Here is an 18,657-nt window from a genome sequence, read left to right as displayed (position 1 = left end):
ATGATGCGTCGTGGATCGCTTCGAGTATGACAGTTGTCATCGGGAATTTATGCCAGCACACACCAGCGGCTAGATTGGGCACTTGCTAGTGTAACTGTCATGAAAACGATGCAAGACGCCCCTTCCATTGTGTTGCAAGGGGTCACCAAGGCTTTTGGCCCCGTTCTCGCTGTCCGTGGCGTGGATCTTCTTATCCAACCAGGGGAGACTGTCGCGCTGCTGGGACCAAATGGGGCAGGCAAGACGACCACGCTCGACATGGTGCTCGGGCTCGTGCACCCCGATCAGGGGGAGGCCAAGCTCTTTGGAATGTCTCCAGCCAAGGCTATCGCGGCCGGCTTGGTGGGAGGCATGCTCCAAACAGGGACGCCACTCGATCATCTGCGGGTGCGCGAGTTGATCGAGTTGATGGCATCGTTTTATCCCCACCCGCGCAATCTTGATGACGTATTAGCGAGAACTGGGTGTGATCAGTTTCAGCGACAGTTCACCACCGGGCTCTCAGGTGGCCAGGCCCAACGGGTGCGTTTCGCAGCCGCCTTGGTTGGGGATCCCGATCTGCTGATCTTGGACGAGCCGACGGCTGCGATCGATGTCGAGGGGAGAAGAGAGTTCTGGCGGGCCATGCGTGAGGTGGTCGAGGATCGCAAGACGGTGGTGTTTGCGACCCATTACCTCGAGGAGGCTGATGCCTTTGCGGATCGGGTAGTGCTTATGGCCAATGGGTTGATTGTCGCCGATGGGACTCCTAACCAGATCAAGGCAAAGGTGGGGTCGAGGATGATTCGCGCTACCCTGCCTGATGTTGACGTTAGCTACTTGGGGGCCTTCGATGGGGTGGTGAACGTCGAGCGGCACGGCCCCACCGTGATTTTAACCTGCTCTGATTCGGATCAGGTGCTGTATGCCCTGCTTGGTACCTATCCGGGACTGACGGATATTGAGGTCACGGGTGGGAGCCTCGAACAGGCCTTTGTTGAGTTAACACGAGAGGGAGATGATTGATGGGTTTGCTCTATGTTCGCTATGAGCTGTTGCGCACCCTGCGTAATCGCAGGTTTGTGATCTTCTCCTTCGTCTTCCCACTGGTGTTGTACGTTGCCTTCACCTCGGCCGATCGCCATGACAAGCTCGGAGGGGTTCCGTTCCCGTTGTACTATATGATCGCGATGGCAGGCTTTGGTGCCCTCATCGCGGCGATCTCCATTGGACCGAGGATCTCCGTTGAACGGCAGATGGGTTGGACCCGGCAGATGCGACTGACTCCCTTGCCGACCTGGTATTACTTTGCCGCAAAAATTCTGGCTGGTTATATGATTGCGATCCTCACCCTCATCGTCATGTATCTCGCTGGCAGCGCCTTTGGCGTTCATCTCACGATGGTCCACTGGTTGATCATGACCGGTCTGTTTCTCGTCGGTCTGTTGCCCTTCACCGTGATCGGCGTCATGATCGGTCACCTCCTGAAACCGGACTCGATGGGTCCCGTCACTGGTGGTCTCTCCACGCTCTTTCTTCTCGTCGGTGGGGGGTTTGGCAACATTGGTGGCGATGGATTGATTCATAAGCTCTTTGAGTTGATACCCTCCTACTGGTTGATTCGGGCAGGAGCGGTCTCGCTCGGAGGATCTCCCTGGAAGTTGGAGGGGTGGCTTGTGGTGATCATCTGGACGGTAGCCTTTGTGCTGCTAGCTCGGCTCGTCTATGTCCGCGATACCGCGCGAGTCTGATACCGCCATCGGAAGGGGTGGACGTGGGATGGACCAAGATTGGCGTAACCAGGTAGCATCATTTGGGAGCGTGCCCTTGACGTGGGGCAGAGTTGCACTTCCTCTTCTCTTTCTCGCCTACTGTGCACAGGTTGCCGGTGGCGTGCTGAGTTTTGGTCATGGAGTAGGACTACCGATCGGGCTTGGAGTCCTCGGTCTTTTTGGCGCTCTCTATATCGTGTTGGTATTCTCTGGGATCGCGACCCGTCCTTTGTTCTTTGCCTCGATCATCGGCGTCATGGCTCTCTGTTTCCTGGTTGAGTTGCCGATCGCCCGTGATGACGCGCTGATCATGTTGCTCTTTATCCTCGCTCCCATTATCGGGAGGTTCAAGACAAAGGCATGGCCGTTCATCGCTCTTGCGATTCTGGTGTCCTATTTCTTACCATTTGCTGAACCAGGTTGGAGGGTGGCAGGGAATCTATCGATGCCGTTGACGATCCTCCTGGCGAGTCTGGTTGTTCTTGCGTTCTCGCAACTCGTTCGGACCAATTGCCTACTGGTGGAGACTCGCGATGAACTCGATCGGGTGGTTCGTGAGAGTGAGCGTCTTAGGATTGCGCGCGACTTACACGATGTGCTCGGCCATTCCCTTACATCGATCACCATCAAGGCTGAACTCGCCACCAAGATCTTTGATCGAGATTCGGCACAGGCTCGTAGCGAAATCCACCAGGTCGAGGTGCTTGCTCGACAGGCACTGGCAGAGGTAAGGGCAACGGTGGCGGGATATCGAGGTAGGTCGCTTGCTGGAGAGCTGGAAGCTGCAAGAGCGCTACTCTCCACCGCAGGTGTCGAGCTCACGGTGGAACACGCTGGTGCCGAGCTCTCCCCCGGAGTCGAGGAGTTGTTCGGTTGGGTGATCCGCGAATCAGTGACCAATGTGGTTCGGCATGCGCGTGCTACCAACTGCACCATCGAACTAGGGCCGACCTCGATGCGTGTGCGAGACAACGGTTGCGGGGGTGAGGTCCTCTTTGGAAGTGGACTTCGTGGACTCGCCGAACGAGCCGCCCGTGCGGGAGGTTCGCTGGAGGTGGGTCCAAACTACCCGCTTGGTTGGGAGGTCAAACTGGCTGTGCCAGAACGGAGTCGATGGTGATCGATATACTTCTCGCAGACGATCAAGAGCTTGTGAGAACCGCATTGGCAGCGCTTCTCGAACTTGAGGATGATTTCCATGTGGTCGCTACCGTTGGTCGCGGCGATGAAGTGGTCGGGGCCGTCGAGCGGACGCGGCCGATGATCGCGCTCTTAGATATTGAGATGCCTGGAATGGATGGTATCTCTGCCGCCATCGAAGTACACCGGCGCTACCCTGCCTGCCGAATCATTATCCTCACCACCTTCGGTCGACCTGGGTATCTTCGACGAGCAATGGAGTCGGGGGCCTCAGGTTTTGTCGTCAAGGACGCTCCGGCGGCAACGTTGGCCGCGACGATTCGTTCGGTGGCCCAGGGGCACACCGTTGTCGATCCGGTGCTTGCGGGCGAGGCCTTATCGATCGGCCAATCTCCACTCTCTCCGCGCGAGACTGAAGTTCTGGGTGCCTGTCGCTACGGGGCATCAGTCGCCGAGGTGGCAGCCCGTTTGTGTCTCTCTGAGGGGACCGTGCGCAACTATCTCTCCTCGGCGATCGCAAAAACTGGAACGCACAACCGTGCGAGCGCACTGCTACGGGCCGAGGAGCTTGGCTGGCTCTCTTCGTCACCTTAAGGAAGGTTTGCCTTGTCAGTGTCGTATGATGCTGCAAACCCCGCAATGCTTTCGAATCATGGAGTGACCAATAGCACCAGGTTCTAGCGACCGTTCAGACCTCGGCGCGAGCATGCGCCGGAGGATCCTGCCCGGCGCTCCTTGCCCATGGCGTGTGCGTAAGGGGAGTCTCCTGGCAAGGCCTTTGGGAAGCCGGATGGGACCACTATCAGCCGCTTCGAATCGGGTTCTTGCTGTTCGTATCCGGCGCCGCCACAGCTTCGATGCACGCTTGCGGTGGCTCAGGAAGCGCGCGAACCAATACCCCGAAACCATCGGGGTACCTGCTCACAGTATTGGGCATACTCGTCACCAAAGCGGGAGGCGAGGTAGATCTCTTCCCCCGCGATCACCTTCTGGGCCAAGAGAGCGAGAGTCACTGGGACCAAACCCACCGTGGCCAGGGAACGGCGCACCAGGCCTACTCCGAGTTGGTTGAGGAGCATGCCAAGGTAGATCGGATTCCTGCTCCATCGGAAGACGCCACTTTGGTTCAACCGTTGGACTGGAGTTCGTGGATCTGGAGAGTTCCCACTGCGCAGCATAGCAAAAGCGGCCGAGGCCATCAACGATCCGCCAAGGATCGACACTGTATACCCGATGATACGAAGGAACGGTGAGGGTGATCGTTTCGCACCGACGAGACGATCGATGATCACGCCGGTTATGGTCGCACCGAGCACGATGAGCGGTGGAGGGATGGGCGGGGCGCCAGTGTCCTTATGGTGAGATACTTGCATGGATCTACTCTAGAAGATCGTTCCTTAGGAGCGTATTGATGGGCCTGGGCATGGAGCGGTTTGTGTGCGAACGATGCCCACTGGACCAAGGTAGGCCTCTGCCTTCGTAGGACTTCTGACAGATTGAGAACGGCACCGATACGCCCTCTCGAGCGCAAGGAGAAATGTGGTTACTACCCTCTTGCAGTCTCTGTCGGTCGAGTTCAATTCCTTCACTGATCGTACAATGAGCTACGATGATTGAGGTTTTGCGCACCTGTGGGCGTAAAGTACCGCCTCCCCGCCGGCTTCTCTGGATCTCTCAACGCAGGCACTTGGGCCCGTCAGCCATCTCTGACCTGCCAGCCAGCGTTGACCACATCGGTCACCTTGGGCAACGGCAGCCATCCAGCGTTCGATCAACCAATCGTCGCTGCGGTGACTGGCGTAGTTGAGGGTCCGGGAGAAGTTGCCATCGCCGGGTAGGTCGGTGCTCCGCCAAAGGAATAGACCGCGCCGTTGGCACCAAAGACCCAATAGCCCGCACCATAGGGAGTCGCCGCGATACCGACGATGGACGCAGGCGGCATCGGCGCACCTGGCATAAGCGGCGATCCCGGATGCCCAGGATTCGGCATCGTCGCCGCTACCTGACCATAGAACTTCGCGCTGCCAAAGTTGTAAACCTTACCGGTAGAGGAGACGAGCCAGTAACCATGCCCCCCCGGAGTCGCCGCGATACCGACGATGGACGCAGGCGGCATCGGCGCACCTGGCATAAGCGGCGATCCCGGATGCCCAGGATTCGGCATCGTCGCCGCTACCTGACCATAGAACTTCGCGCTGCCACGGGTGAAGACCTGCCCATGGGCATTGACGAGCCAATATCCGTTGCCGGCTGGCGTCGCGGCGATACCGATGATCGGCGCTGTCGAGGTGCCAGGTGCGAGCGAGCCACGGGGAGGAGCTGCGTGGTAGGAGAGCTGGCCGCGAGAGCTGGTGGTAGTATAACCCTGCTGATAGGGCCGCAATGGTACACCAGGTTGGTAGGACACAAAGTCTGGGGCATGGGGTTCGAGGGCTGAGGTGTCTTTCAGCGGATCAGCGAGATCATATTTGGTAACGGAGACGTCTGCAGCTGTGGAAACCTTAGCAATAATGGCGTTGGCCAACGTGTTGAGGCTCCTAGGTGTGGGGTTCCACGAACCTGCGACGATTCGGGCGTGTACGGTGTCGATCCCCGCGACTAACTCGGCAGGGTTGAACTCGCAGTGTCCTGCGTTGTTGACATAGACTTGGGCAAGGTTGTTGCCATTGCCAGCGGCATCGAGTGCGTCTTTGTAGGCGGTCTCATTCTGGGGTGAGACGAGCCCGTCGCCAATGGTGTGCATGGTGAGAATGGGGATGTCTCCGGTCTCGCCGTTGATATCGATTGCATTCTGCAGGTAGGTGACCGCTGCTGGATCGGCGCTGATCTGGGTTGCATCCTGTAGCGTCGCTAGGTCGCCGGCGAGGCTCACCCCCGCATAGGAGGGGATCGCTGAGTACAGGGCCTCGACCTCTTTCGCGTCGATGGACTTCTTCAAGACGGAGGCATACTGCACGCCGGTGGTCCAACTCGGGTTGCCGCCAGCCTTCGCTTCGAGATCTTCACGGCCGAGGAAGGAGAAGGGTAGATCCGTCGTCGCCAGCCATTCGATTTGGTCGGTGAGCTGGGTGGCGATGCCTGCGGCTGTGTCTCCCGGTTTGTGGGTAATCGAACCGTTCCAGAACCAACCTGGGATGTCCCCAAGCGCCGCGACGAGGCTGAGTCGCGCTTGGCCAGCAGGAGTAGTGGCGGCAGTGTTAAGTGCCTCGAGCGCGGCTAAGAGCTGGGTTTCGGCCGCCGTAGGGGAGGAGAGGTCAACGATCTGAAGGCTCGGGTCGATCAGCTCCTTGAAGGCAAAGAGAGCAGTCAATTGTTGGTTCCAGATTGGAACCGCACCACCGTCGACACCGCAGGCAATCATCGCTCCGGAGAAGGTACCGATGTTTTGTTGGACGAGGCCGGCTGTCACGTCGCCACCCATCGAGACGCCCCAGGGAATGACCGACGAGATGGGCGTTGTGCTGTGGCTCGAGACATAGGCTTTGGCGACATTCAAGGTGGCAATCTGATCGGTCAGGGCCGCCTTGACTGCCCACCCTTGTTGCGAGTAGCTCGAACCAGCGAGGGCATACCCTTGACTGAGAAGGATCCCCTGGCTAATGGGGTCTGAGGCGTCGATTGGGGTTGGGTTCTTCGCTCCATCGAAGACATACCCATGCGAGTAGAGCAGGAGGGTTCCGTTGAAGTTCGGTGGAACCTGGACCTCATAGGGGGCACCATCGACGGTTCCTTCAGCTTGAGCAATCGTTGGCGTAGTGGCGTAACTCGTTGATTCAGTGGCGAAAAGTGTCAGCGAAGTCGCGACTGCAAAACTGAGTCCGAGCGCAATCGAACCCTTGAATACCCGCCAACTCATTCTGGACCCCCCGTTGATCAGCCTCTTCTCCAGCTACCTTAGCCCGATATAGCGAGGTTTGCCAAGCAAGCCATGGCTTTAACCGAACAGTTTGGTGACTCGAACACTGGGTGGTCAAAACGCTACTCTTGGGCCCTGTTCTCGGCGACGTGAGTGGTGAAGAGATCTCAAAATCGGAGGATGGCAGATCGCCGTTCCCAGCTGATTACGATCACCCTCTAGGGGTTTTGCTACGGAATTCGAAGCTTTGACGGGTGATGGGAGGGAATTTTGCAACGTTTCGGGGTCTTTGGCGAAAAGTGCCTTTGTTTGATTGTCCACGTAGGTTCGCTTGAGCCGAAGGTAACAGGCACGGTACTGCTGTTGCTCGAAGAGGATCAGGTTATCGTGGTCGATCCCGGCATGGTCTCGGCACGGGAGGTCATTCTTGGTCCCATGGCAAGCATCGGTATCGGCCCCGAGAAGGTGACCGAGGTAGTGTTGAGTCACCATCACCTCGACCACACCTTCCATGTTGCCCTCTTTGAGCGAGCCAATGTCCATGATTATCATGCGATCTACCGGGGTGATGATTGGACAAGTCGCCCGGCGGAGGGCTACCAGATCTCACCGAATGTGCGCCTTCTCGAGACGCCTGGTCATACCAGAGAGGATGTCAGTGTAGCTATCGCAACCAGCGATGGGCTGTGTGTCTACACCCATCTGTGGTGGACGGAGGAGGGGCCGTTCGAGGATCCCTATGCACCAAGTCCTGCCCAGTTGGCTGGCTCTCGCCGCCGCATCCTTGATCTTCACCCCGACTGGATTATCCCCGGCCATGGACGACCATTCCGGCCCGATGTCAGGGAGCCAGCGGTCTGAACCGGTTGGTTCCATGATCATCTGCGTACCGAGCCATTTTGGAACCGGACCGCTAGAGCATGGAGCCACTAGAGTACTGGGACTATGGAATCCTTGCGCGCTCATCTTGAATCCATCATACGACGAGACGTTGTCTCCCTCCTCGTTGAGTACGGCTCGATACCCTGTCTGTCGCCAGCATTTGATCGGAACTGGGTCGAGAGTGGACACATCGAACGTGCCCTTGGCCTCTATCAGCGTTGGATTGAGGCGCGTGACGTGCCTGGCCTTACTAGCTCCATTCAACGTATTGCCGGTCGAACCCCATTACTCATCGTCGATATCCCGGGGAGTGAGCCCTCGTCACATCAGGAAACCGTACTGCTCTATGGCCATCTAGACAAACAGCCAGCGACTGATCCATGGTCTGAGGGGTTGAGCCCCTTCGAAAGTGTCCTGCATGGAGAGCACCTCTTCGGCCGAGGCATGGTTGATGATGGGTATGCGGCGCCCCTCGTCATCGCCGTCGTGGAGGAGCTAGCACGCCAACAGATCAGTTACCCCCATTGTGTGTTGATCGTGGAGGCCTGCGAGGAGAGTGGGAGCCCTGATCTCGATGCACATCTCGAAGAACTGCTACCCACCATCGGTCAGGTGCGCCTGGTCGTCTGTCTTGACTCAGGTGGCCTGGACTTCCAGCGACTTTGGGTCACCTCGTCGCTAAGAGGTAACCTCGTGATCTCGATCAACGTCTCGGTATTAGAGAATGGCGTCCATTCGGGCGAAGCCGGTGGTGTAGTGCCTTCATCTTTTCGCATCCTGCGCAGTTTGCTCTCTCGGATCGAGGACCAAGAGACTGGTACGATCTTGCCGGAGTTCCTCCATGCCGAGATCCCCTCGTTCCATCAAGAGCAAGCCAAGCGACTCTCCCAAGACTTGGGTGATCCACTGGCCAGCCTCTTTCCGTTGCTTGGGGCGACGCAATTGATGGGCGCTGATGGCGCTGAGAGGATCTTGAATCAGACCTGGCGTCCATCACTCTCGTTTATCGGCATCGACGGCGTTCCTGCGGTACCCGATGGTGGGAATGTGTTACGCCCCTTTACTACCGGCAAGATCTCGCTGCGGCTTCCACCGACGGTCAACGCCAAACTTGCCCAGGAGCAGCTTGTTGCCTTGCTTACTGCGGAGGTGCCCTATGGCGCCCACGTCGAGATCGAGACCGAGTCTCCGGCGCAGGGTTGGGTGGCCAAGGAGCCTAGTCCTTGGCTCGCAGCAGCGCTCGAAGAGGGTTCAACAGAGGGGTTTGGGAGGCCGGCCGCCTTCTGTGGAGAGGGCGGCTCGATCCCCTTCATGGCGACTCTGGGTGAGCGCTTCCCAAACGCTGACTTTGTCGCAACGGGTGCGCTTGGCCCGGGCAGCAATGCACACGGTCCAGATGAGTCCCTCTATTTGCCAGCCGCTATCGGTGTTGCCACCACCTTAGCGACCGTTCTGGGCGCGGTCCCGCGATGACCACCTGGGTCGCTCGGGGCGGTTCGAGCCGCTACCTGGCGCGAAGCCAGGCTCTGGGTCGGCTCTTTGGATAGCTGATAGAGGCGGCTGGTAGTCTCTGGGAGGAACGCTAGTGCGAAGAAGAGGTGACAGAGATGCCTATCCGCGGTTGGTTCGAGCCAGTTGAACAACTACCTCTGGAGGAGATAGATCTTTCAGATTTCGACTTTTGGCAGCGAGAGTATCGGGTACGAGAGGGAGCCTTTCGAACGTTGCGCCAAGAGCGACCAGTCGCCGAATTCTCAATTCCGGAGTGGTTGCGTACCGAGGAGAGTGAGCAGGGTACCTACCATGCCATCATGCGCTACGAGGATGTCTTTGCCGCGTCGCGCGATCCAGAGACCTTCATCTCTGGAAGAGGGGCGGTCTCGATCATCGATTTGCCCGAGGAGTTTTTGGAGTTCTTCGGATCGCTGATCAACACCGATGATCCTCGCCATGCGCACTTGCGCCGGGTGGTGCTGCGTGCCTTTACTCCGCGCCGGATTGAGCGTTTGGATGCAGAGATTGCACTGGTGTCCCATCGCCTTGTCGCGCGCGCGAGAGAGCAGGAACGTTTCGACTTCGTGAGTGCTGTAGCCGCTCCGTTGCCGCTGCGTATCATTGGAGAGATTATGGGCATCCCAGAGGAGGCAGATCAGTTTGTACTCGAACGATCTCAGCGCATCCTCGGGGCGCTGGATCCAGAGTTTGTTCCACCGGACTTTACTCCTGATGAGTCGATTCTCACCGCTGCCCTTGAGTTGACGGAGTTTATGGGAGAGCTCGCCCGCTCGGAACATCACGGCGATAGCGTGATCGGTGCTCTGTTATCGGCCGATGTCGACGGAGTTGCTCTCTCCCCAAGCGAGCTAGCCTCATTTTTTATCCTGTTGCTGGTCGCAGGTAATGAGACCACTCGGAACGCACTGAGTATGGGTATGGTCGCGTTATCAGAGTTCCAAGACGTACGAGAGGAACTCATCGCGCGTCCGAGCGTCGATCAGCTTGGGCGAGCGGCTGACGAGGTGGTCCGACTCGCCTCTCCAGTCATTTGGATGCGTCGAACGCTCGCACGGCCAACGGTACTCTCTGGGGTCCCGCTTGAGGTGGGTGACCGGGTGCTCCTCATGTACCCATCAGCCAATCGAGACGAGGAGGTCTTTGTCGAGCCCTACCGTTTTCTTCTCAACCGTGACGGCACGCGACATCTTGGTTTTGGAGGGTATGGTCCCCACCATTGCCTCGGTGCTCATCTCGCGCGCGCTGAGATCGTGGCGGTTCTGCGAGAGATGGTAACGCTAATGCCCAATCACCAGGTGGCAGGCGAGCCCGAGATGTTGGTGTCGAACTTTATTGCAGGCATCAAGCGGCTTCCAATCGATGCAGGCTAGCGTCACTACCCGCCATCGATGGGTGGGCGATAACGTGCCTCGATGTGGGCGATGGTGCCACGAAGGTGTTCGGGAACGGTCGCGCGCTGCGTAGTAGCCACATTGCGCATCGCGGCATCAATGGCGTCGATGGCGCGTCTTGACTTGGGAGCTTCAGTGAGGCGCAAAACGACGGCTGCCAAGATGATTCTGGCTTCAGGCATGCCGATCTTTTCGGCACTCGTCAGGGCGGCGTTCGCATAGAGCAGGGTTGCCAGGTTGTCTGGCCCCACATCCTCCGCGGCGAAGATCACTAGCCGCCGGGCAATAAACCGGGGGTCTTCGCCAGCTACGAGTAGACGGGCGAGCCAGTCGATCGCGTGGGTCGCGTCGGAGGCACGCATCGACTTGATGAGTGCGGAGGTCATCTCATAGTGGGATGATTGGTCGATCCCAACGGACTCAGGCGGTGAAGGCAGCGATGTGATGTGATGCGATTGACCGCGATTGTTCGCGACTTCGATGGCTCGCTGTAGCATGCCAAGCGCTGATCGAGCGTCACCATTGGCATGGGAGATGATCGCAGCTGTCACCTCGTCGTCGATGGATGCCTCCTCCATTGCTGCCGCGTCAAGGATCAGTGCCCGTAACACCTCGTCGGCGAGCGGGGCGAGTCGAACCACCTCGATTCGCGAGAGCAGTGCGGGGCTGAGTGCCACATACGGGTTCTCGGTGGTTGCGCCGATGAGGGAGAAGTAACCCTCCTCAACCGGTTTCAGGAGGGCATCCTGTTGGGTGCGTGATAACCGGTGAATCTCGTCGATGAAACAGACGGGCTCGATCTCACCGACATTACGACGGCGCTGGCCGTCAAGGGCAAGCTCCTTGATGTCCTTGACCCCGAGGGTCGTCGCCGATAGCGGGATAAAAGTTGCTCGTCGTTCGGCAGCAATGAGCGATCCGATCGTGGTCTTACCCACACCTGGCGGACCGGCGAGGACGAGAGCAAAGGGAGTTTGTGCCTTCACGATACGCGTCAACACCCCGTCGGCGCCGTGGAGCGCAGTGTGACCTCGCACCTGATCGAGTGAGGTCGGTCGCATGCGTACCGCAAGCGGTAGGCGGTGTGGATCGAGCTCTTGGTGGAAAAGCTCGTCCACGCCTAATCCTTGGCGCGGGCCGTCGGCTGAAGACCGAGTTGGGCGAGTGCGTCGGTAGCGATCCTCTTCGGTGCACCCGTCATAAGATCCGAACCGCTCTGCGTCTTTGGGAAGGCGATTAATTCTCGAATGTTCTCCTCGCCGGCGAGGAGGGCGCTGAGGCGGTCGATGCCAAAGGCGAAGCCTCCATGTGGAGGAGCGCCATACTTGAAGGCATCGAGCAGGAAGCCAAAGCGTGACTGAGCGGTCTCTTCGTCGATGCCGAGGACCTCGAAGATTTTGGATTGGATGGAGGACGTGTGGATTCGGATAGATCCCGATCCAAGCTCCCACCCGTTCAAAACCAGGTCATACGATTGTGACCGTACCGATAGCGGATCAGTATCCAGACGGGCAAAGTCGTCCTCGTTGGGCATCGTGAAGGGATGATGGGCAGAGATCGGTGTGCCAAACTCATCAAGACCTTCGAAGAGAGGGAAGTCAATGACCCAGAAAAAGTCGAGTATCTCCTGGTCCGCCAGTGGTTTGCCGAGGCCAAGACGAATTTGCCCAAGGATCGTGACGGCTTTCTCCCAGTCATCTGCCACCATCAAGATGACATCGTTTGCCTTCGCTGCGAGGGCAGCTATCAGTTGTTGTTGTTCTGTGTCACTGAGGAACTTCGAGACAGGAGAGTTGAGTGAGAGTCTGCCATCTGTCTCCTCAACCCGCAACCAGAGGAGCCCTTTGGCGCCGAGTCCCTTCGCCCGGTCGACGAGTTCATCAAGGCGTGCACGACTTAACGGACTTGGTGCGACCATAGCCTGGACGCTCGGTGCGGTGAGTGCCCTCACATTTGTATCGGAAAAGATGGCGGTTACATCATGCAGTTGGGCCCCAAAACGACGGTCTGGCTTGTCGGAGCCGTAGCGGTTCATGGCGTCACGCCAGGTGATAGTGTCGATCTCGATGGTGGTCTCGGGCCGAACTGCTTGCACGACTGCGCGAATGGCGTGCGAGACAAAGTCGAGGATATCGCTTTGGGTGACGAATGAGGCTTCAAGATCTAATTGCGTGAACTCGAACTGGCGATCAGCCCGAAGGTCCTCATCGCGTAGACAGCGCGCGATCTGGTAGTAACGGTCAAAGCCAGCGACCATAAGAAGTTGTTTGGCGATCTGTGGCGATTGCGGCAGTACATAGAAGTTCTGTGGTTGCGTGCGCGACGGCACCAAGAACTCTCGAGCACCCTCAGGAGTGGGGGTCCAAAGTAACGGTGTCTCGATCTCGGCAAAGCCCTGCTCTTCCATCGAACGACGGATTGCGGCATTAACGACTGACCGTAAACGGAGGTTGCGTTGCATCCGCGTCCTTCGAAGATCGATATAACGGTACCGCAAGCGTGTTGCCTCGTCAAGTTCCACTCGTTCGTCGAGCGAGAAGGGGATGGGCTCCGCCTCAGCGAGAACTCGGACGCTAGGATCACGAAGCTCTATTCGTCCGGTACTGAGCTGAGCGTTATCTGTGCCCTCCGGTCGCTCTGCAACGGTTCCAGTGATCTGCACAACCCATTCAGGGTGCAGGTTCTCACTCCGTGGTACCACACACTGCACGATGCCGGTGAAGTCCCGTACGTCTACGAAGACAAGGTGCTCGCCGTGTTCGCGGATTCGATTCACCCAACCGCAGACCTGCACAACCTCTCCGATGCGGGTCTCGTTGAGTGAGCTCGCGTAGGCCGTTCGGAGGCCGGCTGGTTCCGGCGCGGCAGCGTAGTTGTCCAAAGGTTGCATAGAACGAGTTCCCTCCAGTAGATCGATCTACCATCCTACGGCAAGTTTGTGCCTGTTCGCTTCGTGCACTTCACATGAGGAAGGATCACTACGAACTCCGCTGTGCTACGCAAGAGAGATACTTGACCCTGGTGGTAGACCTCTTGTCGACGATGAGTGGCGTCTCGATATCGAGAAGATGATGAGCCGTGACGAGTCGTGATCGGTGGAGACGGTATGGCACGTGGGTGACGAAGAGACATTAAGGGGAGCCAACCGTTGGGCCGGAGCCATCCGGGAGCGTTTGCGCGACCTATGACCGCATGGGACCGGATGCGTGCGGCCGGTTTTGTCTGTTGCGGTTTGGCTCTTGACGTTGTTGATTGTCCAGTTTATTACCCAATAACGCAGATGGGTAGCGTGGTATTGGGGCGATGTGTCGCTTGTCTTGTGTGGATGGTGTCGAGCGGCGAGTCGGCGCTCGACACCATCGGAATAAGATGAGGTCGTAGTGTGCGAGTGGATGAAGGAGACGATATGCCAATACGAGAAGCACAAACAACCTGGCGTGGATCACTGGAACAAGGGACGGGCACGGTGGCACTCACCAGCTCCGGTGTTGGCTCCTACGAAGTCTCCTTTCCGAAGCGAGCTGCCGATCACGCCGAGGGTACGACAAGCCCAGAGGAGTTGATCGCCGCTGCGCACACCTCGTGTTTCGCGATGCAGTTCTCAGCTCTGCTGGGGGAGGCTGGAGGAGAGGATATCCATTTAACGATTGGAGCAAAGGTTCATCTCGGTCCTGACCCAGAGGGCGGATTTCGAATTCCCCGCATTGAACTTGCGGTAGGCGGAGGAGCCAAAGGTATCGATGAGAGCGAGTTCCATCGAATCGCCGAGGATGCCAAGCGCACTTGTCCCGTCAGTAAAGCGTTAGCTGGCACCCAGATCGACTTGACCTTCGAGTAGTCAGCGTCCTTTGGGTCCAGCACTGCTGGCGTACGTCTATGCACGGACTTGGTGCGCGGACCTGGCACACGGTGGAGTTGCAGTGACTTGTCACCAAGGAGCGACACGATCGGGCCATCGATAGGGTCAGGCCATCGGTAGGGTCGGGCCATCGGTAGGGTCGGGCCATCGATGACACCACTGGGTGTTCGTGGCCACATGGTGGAGGACGTCCTCTGACCGGAGTACCGGAGTACCAAGCGGCGTGTGGTTGCAAAACAGCTATGAGAGCTTTTTGGCGTGAAGGTCTGCCTTCTAGGGTGCGGGGTATTCGACGGTGCATGGTCAAGACACGATGGGTCGGAGCGAGACTGATTGTGTTTCCGTGGCTCAATCGGACGTCCGGTCTGCGTTGATCTTCAGGAACTGCAATCGATGAGGAGTGGTGGGACCGAGCATGGCTTCGACGTTGAGTATCCCGTGTTGACACCGCAAGCTCCAGTGTCCACGGAGCGATCCCGTTGGGATGAGTGGGTCGGCGGCGATGAGTTGTCCGTAAGTTTGGCGCAGTGACGGGAAGTCTGGCGGTCGCCGCTCGTCGTCTCGATCGAGCAAGTAGGTAGGGAGCGCTGCCTCCTGGAGCAACGACTGTTGTTCGGGATTTAGGTAAGCGTTATTGACTGCTTCATAGACCTGTAGGAGTTCTAGAGAAGGCTGCTGAGTCGTGGCGATCACGAAACCCTCCTCGACGAGCAGGGTCAACCCTCTTCGAACCACATCGGTCAAAGGTGTATAGGTCCTGTTCGCCAGTGCAACGATACCGATTCCATACTCCGGGAGCCACTCCATGCGAGAACCATAACCGGGTAGTCCTCCGCTGTGGCCAACGACTCGACCAAGTAGCCGATGGTGCGCGACCATCAACCCGTAGCCGTAACCTTGGGCGATGAGATCGGGGCCTGTCAGTCGGGGCTGTACCATGACGCGGTGGATATCGGCCATTTCGCGAAGGGTGGAGCCCTTCACTGATGGAGCCAACTGCTGGGGGCCCACCCATGCGTTGAGGTGGAGAGCGACCCATCTTGCGAGATCTTCAATCGTCGACCCAAGGCCCCCCATGGGGCCAAAGGCTCCGTCGCCCAAGAGCGGTTCGACCTGCCACTGCCCGTCACAGAGGCTGTGACCCGAGACCACTCGAGTCGGGTCGGATGCCAACAGGTCCCAGGTGGTTGCGACCATGTTGAGTGGGTCGAAGATTGCCTCAGTGGCGACTGCAGAGAGGGGCACTCCGGCTGCTCGTTCGATGATCATTCCGACGATGGCATAGCCGAGGTTAGAGTACTCAAAGGCCGTTGCGGGTACAAGGTCAAGGCCGATCCCATTGGACAACACCGCAAGGAAGGCCTCTTGACTCAGTGCTAATTGACGATCAGCCCACGGATCGTCCTCCACCAGCCCAGACGACATGGAGAGGAGATCACCGATGGTGATCGGTGCGTGCGTATCAGATGATGCTGTGTGGAGGTTGAGTTCGGGGAGCCAGCGCATGACGGGGTCAGCAAGAGTGAGCTTTCCTTGGTCTCGAAGATGGAGGGCACACAGTGCCGTAAAGCTCTTGGTCATGGAGGCGATGCGAAAGATATCGGTGTGGGCGGGTGCGAGCTGACTGACAACGTTCTTGACTCCATGGGTGCCGTGGTGGACGAGCCCGCTGCGATCCACGATCCCCCAAGCCAGACCGGGTACTCGGTACTCTTCGAAGAAGCTGAGGAACAAGCGGTCAATAGAGAGGAAGCTTGAGGAGAGTATGGGGCCAGCGGTTGACGCGGCGAGGTCTTCGGCGGCGTCTGAGGGTCGAGGATGTTGGAACTCTGACATAGCAGCACCCTAGAGGCCCGAGTGCAAAGATGCCTTCATGGAACGGAAGGAGCATGTCGCTAGGGGAGGTCGTTGGCCTCAGTCAAAGAGCGAATCCTGGGTTGGTGGCGGGTTGAGGGAGCGTTGTATCACCGCTATGATGGCTTCGCCATAGCGGGCGACACGAGTAGTCCCCATGCCTTTGATACGAAGGAGATCGCTACTGTCTTGTGGTGTCTTCGTCGCGATGTCAGCGAGTGTCATGTCGGGGGCGATCACATACGCTGGCACCCCTTCGGTTCTGGCTTGCTCGCGACGCCATGCTTTGAGCTGGGTGAAGAGATTCAGATCGAGTGGGGTGGTGTCGACGGCCGGAACCGCCTCGTCGGTGACGACCTCCTCAATGAGGATGTCGTCCGTCTCCTCTGCAAGCCGATCGGAGCGTCGACGGAGTTCTCGATCGAAGTCGAAGATCTCAGGATGGAGTTGGAGCGCCATCGTGTTAAGACCCTTGAGATAGAGACCACTGAGACTTCGGAGCCGTGAAAGGGCGACATAACCCATTCCTGGAGTAAAAGATCGGGAGAGGTCGATCTCTGCCGCGTCGAGACTCATGCCTTGGCTCTTATGAATCGTGATCGCCCAGGCGAGACGCAGTGGCAGTTGCCGGATCTCTGCTTTTGTACTTCCATCCTCCTCAAGTACCCATGCATGCGGTTCGACACTCATGCGACGTGAAGTAGCAGCTAGCTCGACGATGGGCCACGGGCCGGAGAGATCAACCACTCGAGCGAGCGAGCCGTTGGCGTAGCGGAGATTCTGATCGTTCGCGACAAACATGACCTCTGCGCCTACCTTCAGGGCCAACTCATCTGGGGTAAGCACGCCACGGCGCATCGGTTCGACGATCGCTGGCGGTCCACGAAGCTCCATGGTGTAGGTGTGCACCTCTCCGCCAATGCGAGCGAGTCGCTGGGCATTCATGGCGTCGACATCTACGTTGTGGGAGTAGAGGTGCGTCGGTTCATGATCGCCATTCGGGACCATGCCGATGCGGGAGTTGAGGATAGCAAGATGCGTTTGACCAAGCGAGCCATCCCTCATCGCATGGAGCACCTCAGCGAGTTCGTCACCGGATTGTCGATGTTGTTCTGTTAAATAGCAGGGGAGGGGGTCGAGATCTCTCCACGCTGCGGACTGGAAGGCAAAATCGATCTCGCTCGAATCCCGATTGATCGGCGGGAGCTGGAACATATCACCGACAAGAACCATCTGCAGGCCTCCGAACGGTGCATCAGTGCCGCGAAGCGTCCGAGCGAGCTGGTCGAGCATGGTAAGGAAGTTGCCGGAGAGCATCGAAATCTCATCGATGATGAGTGCGTCGGTGGTGAGGTACCTACGGACGAGGCGATCTTTCGAAGAAAGGTTCGCAAGGTCATTGGGTGCGAGCTGATCTCGAATACCGATGCCAGACCAGGAATGGATGGTTGCACCACCGATCTGTGTGGCAGCGATGCCGGTCGAAGCAGTGACCGCCACGGTCAGCCCTCGACGCCGAGCGAGATGCACAAATTGGCGAAGCACATACGATTTACCAGCCCCTGGTGGACCAGTTAAGAAGACGGAGTCGCCTTTGATGAGTCTCGCGAGTGCCTGTGCCTGTCGCATGGTTGAGACCCTACCAGGTGACGATCGTGCATCCTTTGCAGATTGGTGGTCTGCGGGAACACGGCTGCGTAATTGGCTGGATGAGCAAGCGTTGGGTCGTGGTGCGATAGTTCTGCCTCCTTTCGACTCGGTGGTGTAGCGCTTTGCACGCGATGGGAACTCTGTAGGGACAGCTTCTACGCGCGTGGGGGAGAGTGCTCAGGGGCGAGCCAAGTGAGCTCTGGGTGCCGTGTGGTCAGCTGCCGGTTGTTGGGCAGACGAAACGCCGATGACCCGGTGTTGACTGACAGTTGTTGGTAGCAGGCGTGAATGAGTGCATCCGCCGAGACGCCGATGGGAGTCGATGGTGGCCGTCAGGGACATACCGCAGTGATTGGCCCTTCGACCGCTGGGGAGTGCGTGAAAGCAAAAATTAGAAGAATTCTAAAAATAGTGATACTCCAAAAACATAGGTGGTATAGTTGGATGACGTGGAGGCAAGATTGGTGACTTGCGAGAGTGGCGATGCGAATGTGGTTGGACCATCAGCTGCCTTGTGGCCCGTGGTGTCCCCGCGGACAGAAGACTCGTTCGTTCTTCCGGCGAGAGCAAGTCGACAGACTTCGTGGTTCGGCGGATTGAGACGAATCCCGCGGAGGGCTTGTCTCAATTTAGGCTTCATTCACTTGCGACCTCTGTCGAGACCAGGCTGGCCTAGAGAATGGAGCTGGCCATCGACGAGGGGTAGAACACAGACCACCGGTGCCACCACGCTGGCCAGTGATCACGATCCAGACGAGA

The 18,657-nt window shown here is 58.1% G+C and carries 14 protein-coding genes; 8 read left to right on the top strand and 6 right to left on the bottom strand.

Going from position 1 to position 18,657, the window contains the following annotated elements:
- Positions 1-99: 99 nt before the first annotated feature.
- From M7439_RS08055 to M7439_RS08040, 4 genes are all read left to right on the top strand, one after another.
- Positions 100-1,005 (top strand): ABC transporter ATP-binding protein, encoded by a 906-nt coding sequence (locus M7439_RS08055; protein WP_298344515.1) that lies wholly within the window; start codon positions 100-102, stop codon positions 1,003-1,005.
- A complete protein-coding gene (locus M7439_RS08050; RefSeq protein WP_298344513.1) occupies positions 1,005-1,730 on the top strand; it encodes an ABC transporter permease in 726 nt (241 codons plus the stop codon). The genes M7439_RS08055 and M7439_RS08050 overlap by 1 nt, the downstream gene beginning before the upstream one ends.
- A 76-nt stretch (positions 1,731-1,806) precedes the next feature.
- The gene (locus tag M7439_RS08045) at positions 1,807-2,871 is read left to right on the top strand and encodes a sensor histidine kinase (RefSeq protein ID WP_298344512.1); all 1,065 of its coding nucleotides are present in this window, start codon (positions 1,807-1,809) and stop codon (positions 2,869-2,871) included.
- Positions 2,865-3,485: a response regulator transcription factor gene (locus M7439_RS08040; protein WP_308464452.1), complete on the top strand. Its 621-nt coding sequence runs from the start codon at positions 2,865-2,867 to the stop codon at positions 3,483-3,485. The genes M7439_RS08045 and M7439_RS08040 overlap by 7 nt, the downstream gene beginning before the upstream one ends.
- A 281-nt stretch (positions 3,486-3,766) precedes the next feature.
- On the opposite strand, the gene M7439_RS08035 is transcribed toward M7439_RS08040, so the two are convergent.
- Positions 3,767-4,264, bottom strand: a complete 498-nt coding sequence (locus M7439_RS08035; protein WP_298344507.1) for an isoprenylcysteine carboxylmethyltransferase family protein — start codon at positions 4,262-4,264, stop codon at positions 3,767-3,769.
- 398 nt (positions 4,265-4,662) lie between these two features.
- On the bottom strand, positions 4,663-6,747 hold the full coding sequence (locus M7439_RS08030; protein WP_298344505.1) for a hypothetical protein: 2,085 nt from the start codon (positions 6,745-6,747) through the stop codon (positions 4,663-4,665).
- 309 nt (positions 6,748-7,056) lie between these two features.
- Here M7439_RS08030 and M7439_RS08025 point away from each other — a divergent pair, with 309 nt between their 5' ends.
- The 3 genes from M7439_RS08025 (at position 7,057) to M7439_RS08015 (ending at position 10,514) form a co-directional block, all read left to right on the top strand.
- A complete protein-coding gene (locus tag M7439_RS08025) occupies positions 7,057-7,608 on the top strand; it encodes an MBL fold metallo-hydrolase (RefSeq protein ID WP_298344503.1) in 552 nt (183 codons plus the stop codon).
- An 84-nt stretch (positions 7,609-7,692) separates the two neighbouring features.
- Positions 7,693-9,102: a M20/M25/M40 family metallo-hydrolase gene (locus M7439_RS08020; protein WP_298344501.1), complete on the top strand. Its 1,410-nt coding sequence runs from the start codon at positions 7,693-7,695 to the stop codon at positions 9,100-9,102.
- Positions 9,103-9,236: 134 nt separating this feature from the next.
- Positions 9,237-10,514 (top strand): cytochrome P450, encoded by a 1,278-nt coding sequence (locus M7439_RS08015; protein ID WP_298344500.1) that lies wholly within the window; start codon positions 9,237-9,239, stop codon positions 10,512-10,514.
- Positions 10,515-10,519: 5 nt separating this feature from the next.
- Here M7439_RS08015 and M7439_RS08010 read toward each other — a convergent pair whose 3' ends face one another.
- Together M7439_RS08010 and aspS are read right to left on the bottom strand one after the other, a co-directional pair.
- On the bottom strand, positions 10,520-11,653 hold the full coding sequence (locus M7439_RS08010; RefSeq protein WP_298344498.1) for an AAA family ATPase: 1,134 nt from the start codon (positions 11,651-11,653) through the stop codon (positions 10,520-10,522).
- Between the two features lie 2 nt (positions 11,654-11,655).
- Complete coding sequence (gene aspS / locus M7439_RS08005; protein WP_298344496.1) at positions 11,656-13,425, bottom strand: aspartate--tRNA ligase; 1,770 nt, start codon at positions 13,423-13,425, stop codon at positions 11,656-11,658.
- A gap of 516 nt (positions 13,426-13,941) precedes the next feature.
- Between aspS and M7439_RS08000 the strand changes: the two genes are divergently transcribed.
- Positions 13,942-14,373, top strand: coding sequence for an OsmC family peroxiredoxin (locus M7439_RS08000; protein ID WP_298344494.1), 432 nt, complete (start codon positions 13,942-13,944; stop codon positions 14,371-14,373).
- A gap of 369 nt (positions 14,374-14,742) precedes the next feature.
- Here the strand turns inward: M7439_RS08000 and M7439_RS07995 are convergent, their stop codons facing one another.
- Positions 14,743-16,230, bottom strand: a complete 1,488-nt coding sequence (locus M7439_RS07995) for a serine hydrolase (RefSeq protein ID WP_298344492.1) — start codon at positions 16,228-16,230, stop codon at positions 14,743-14,745.
- Positions 16,231-16,308: 78 nt separating this feature from the next.
- Positions 16,309-17,877: an HRDC domain-containing protein gene (locus tag M7439_RS07990; protein WP_298344489.1), complete on the bottom strand. Its 1,569-nt coding sequence runs from the start codon at positions 17,875-17,877 to the stop codon at positions 16,309-16,311.
- Positions 17,878-18,657: the final 780 nt, after the last annotated feature.

Source organism: Ferrimicrobium sp. (assembly GCF_027319265.1).
Lineage (GTDB): Bacteria > Actinomycetota > Acidimicrobiia > Acidimicrobiales > Acidimicrobiaceae > Ferrimicrobium.
The sequence above is the reverse complement of the archived record's forward strand: the minus strand, read 5'-3'. Positions and strand labels throughout refer to the sequence as shown.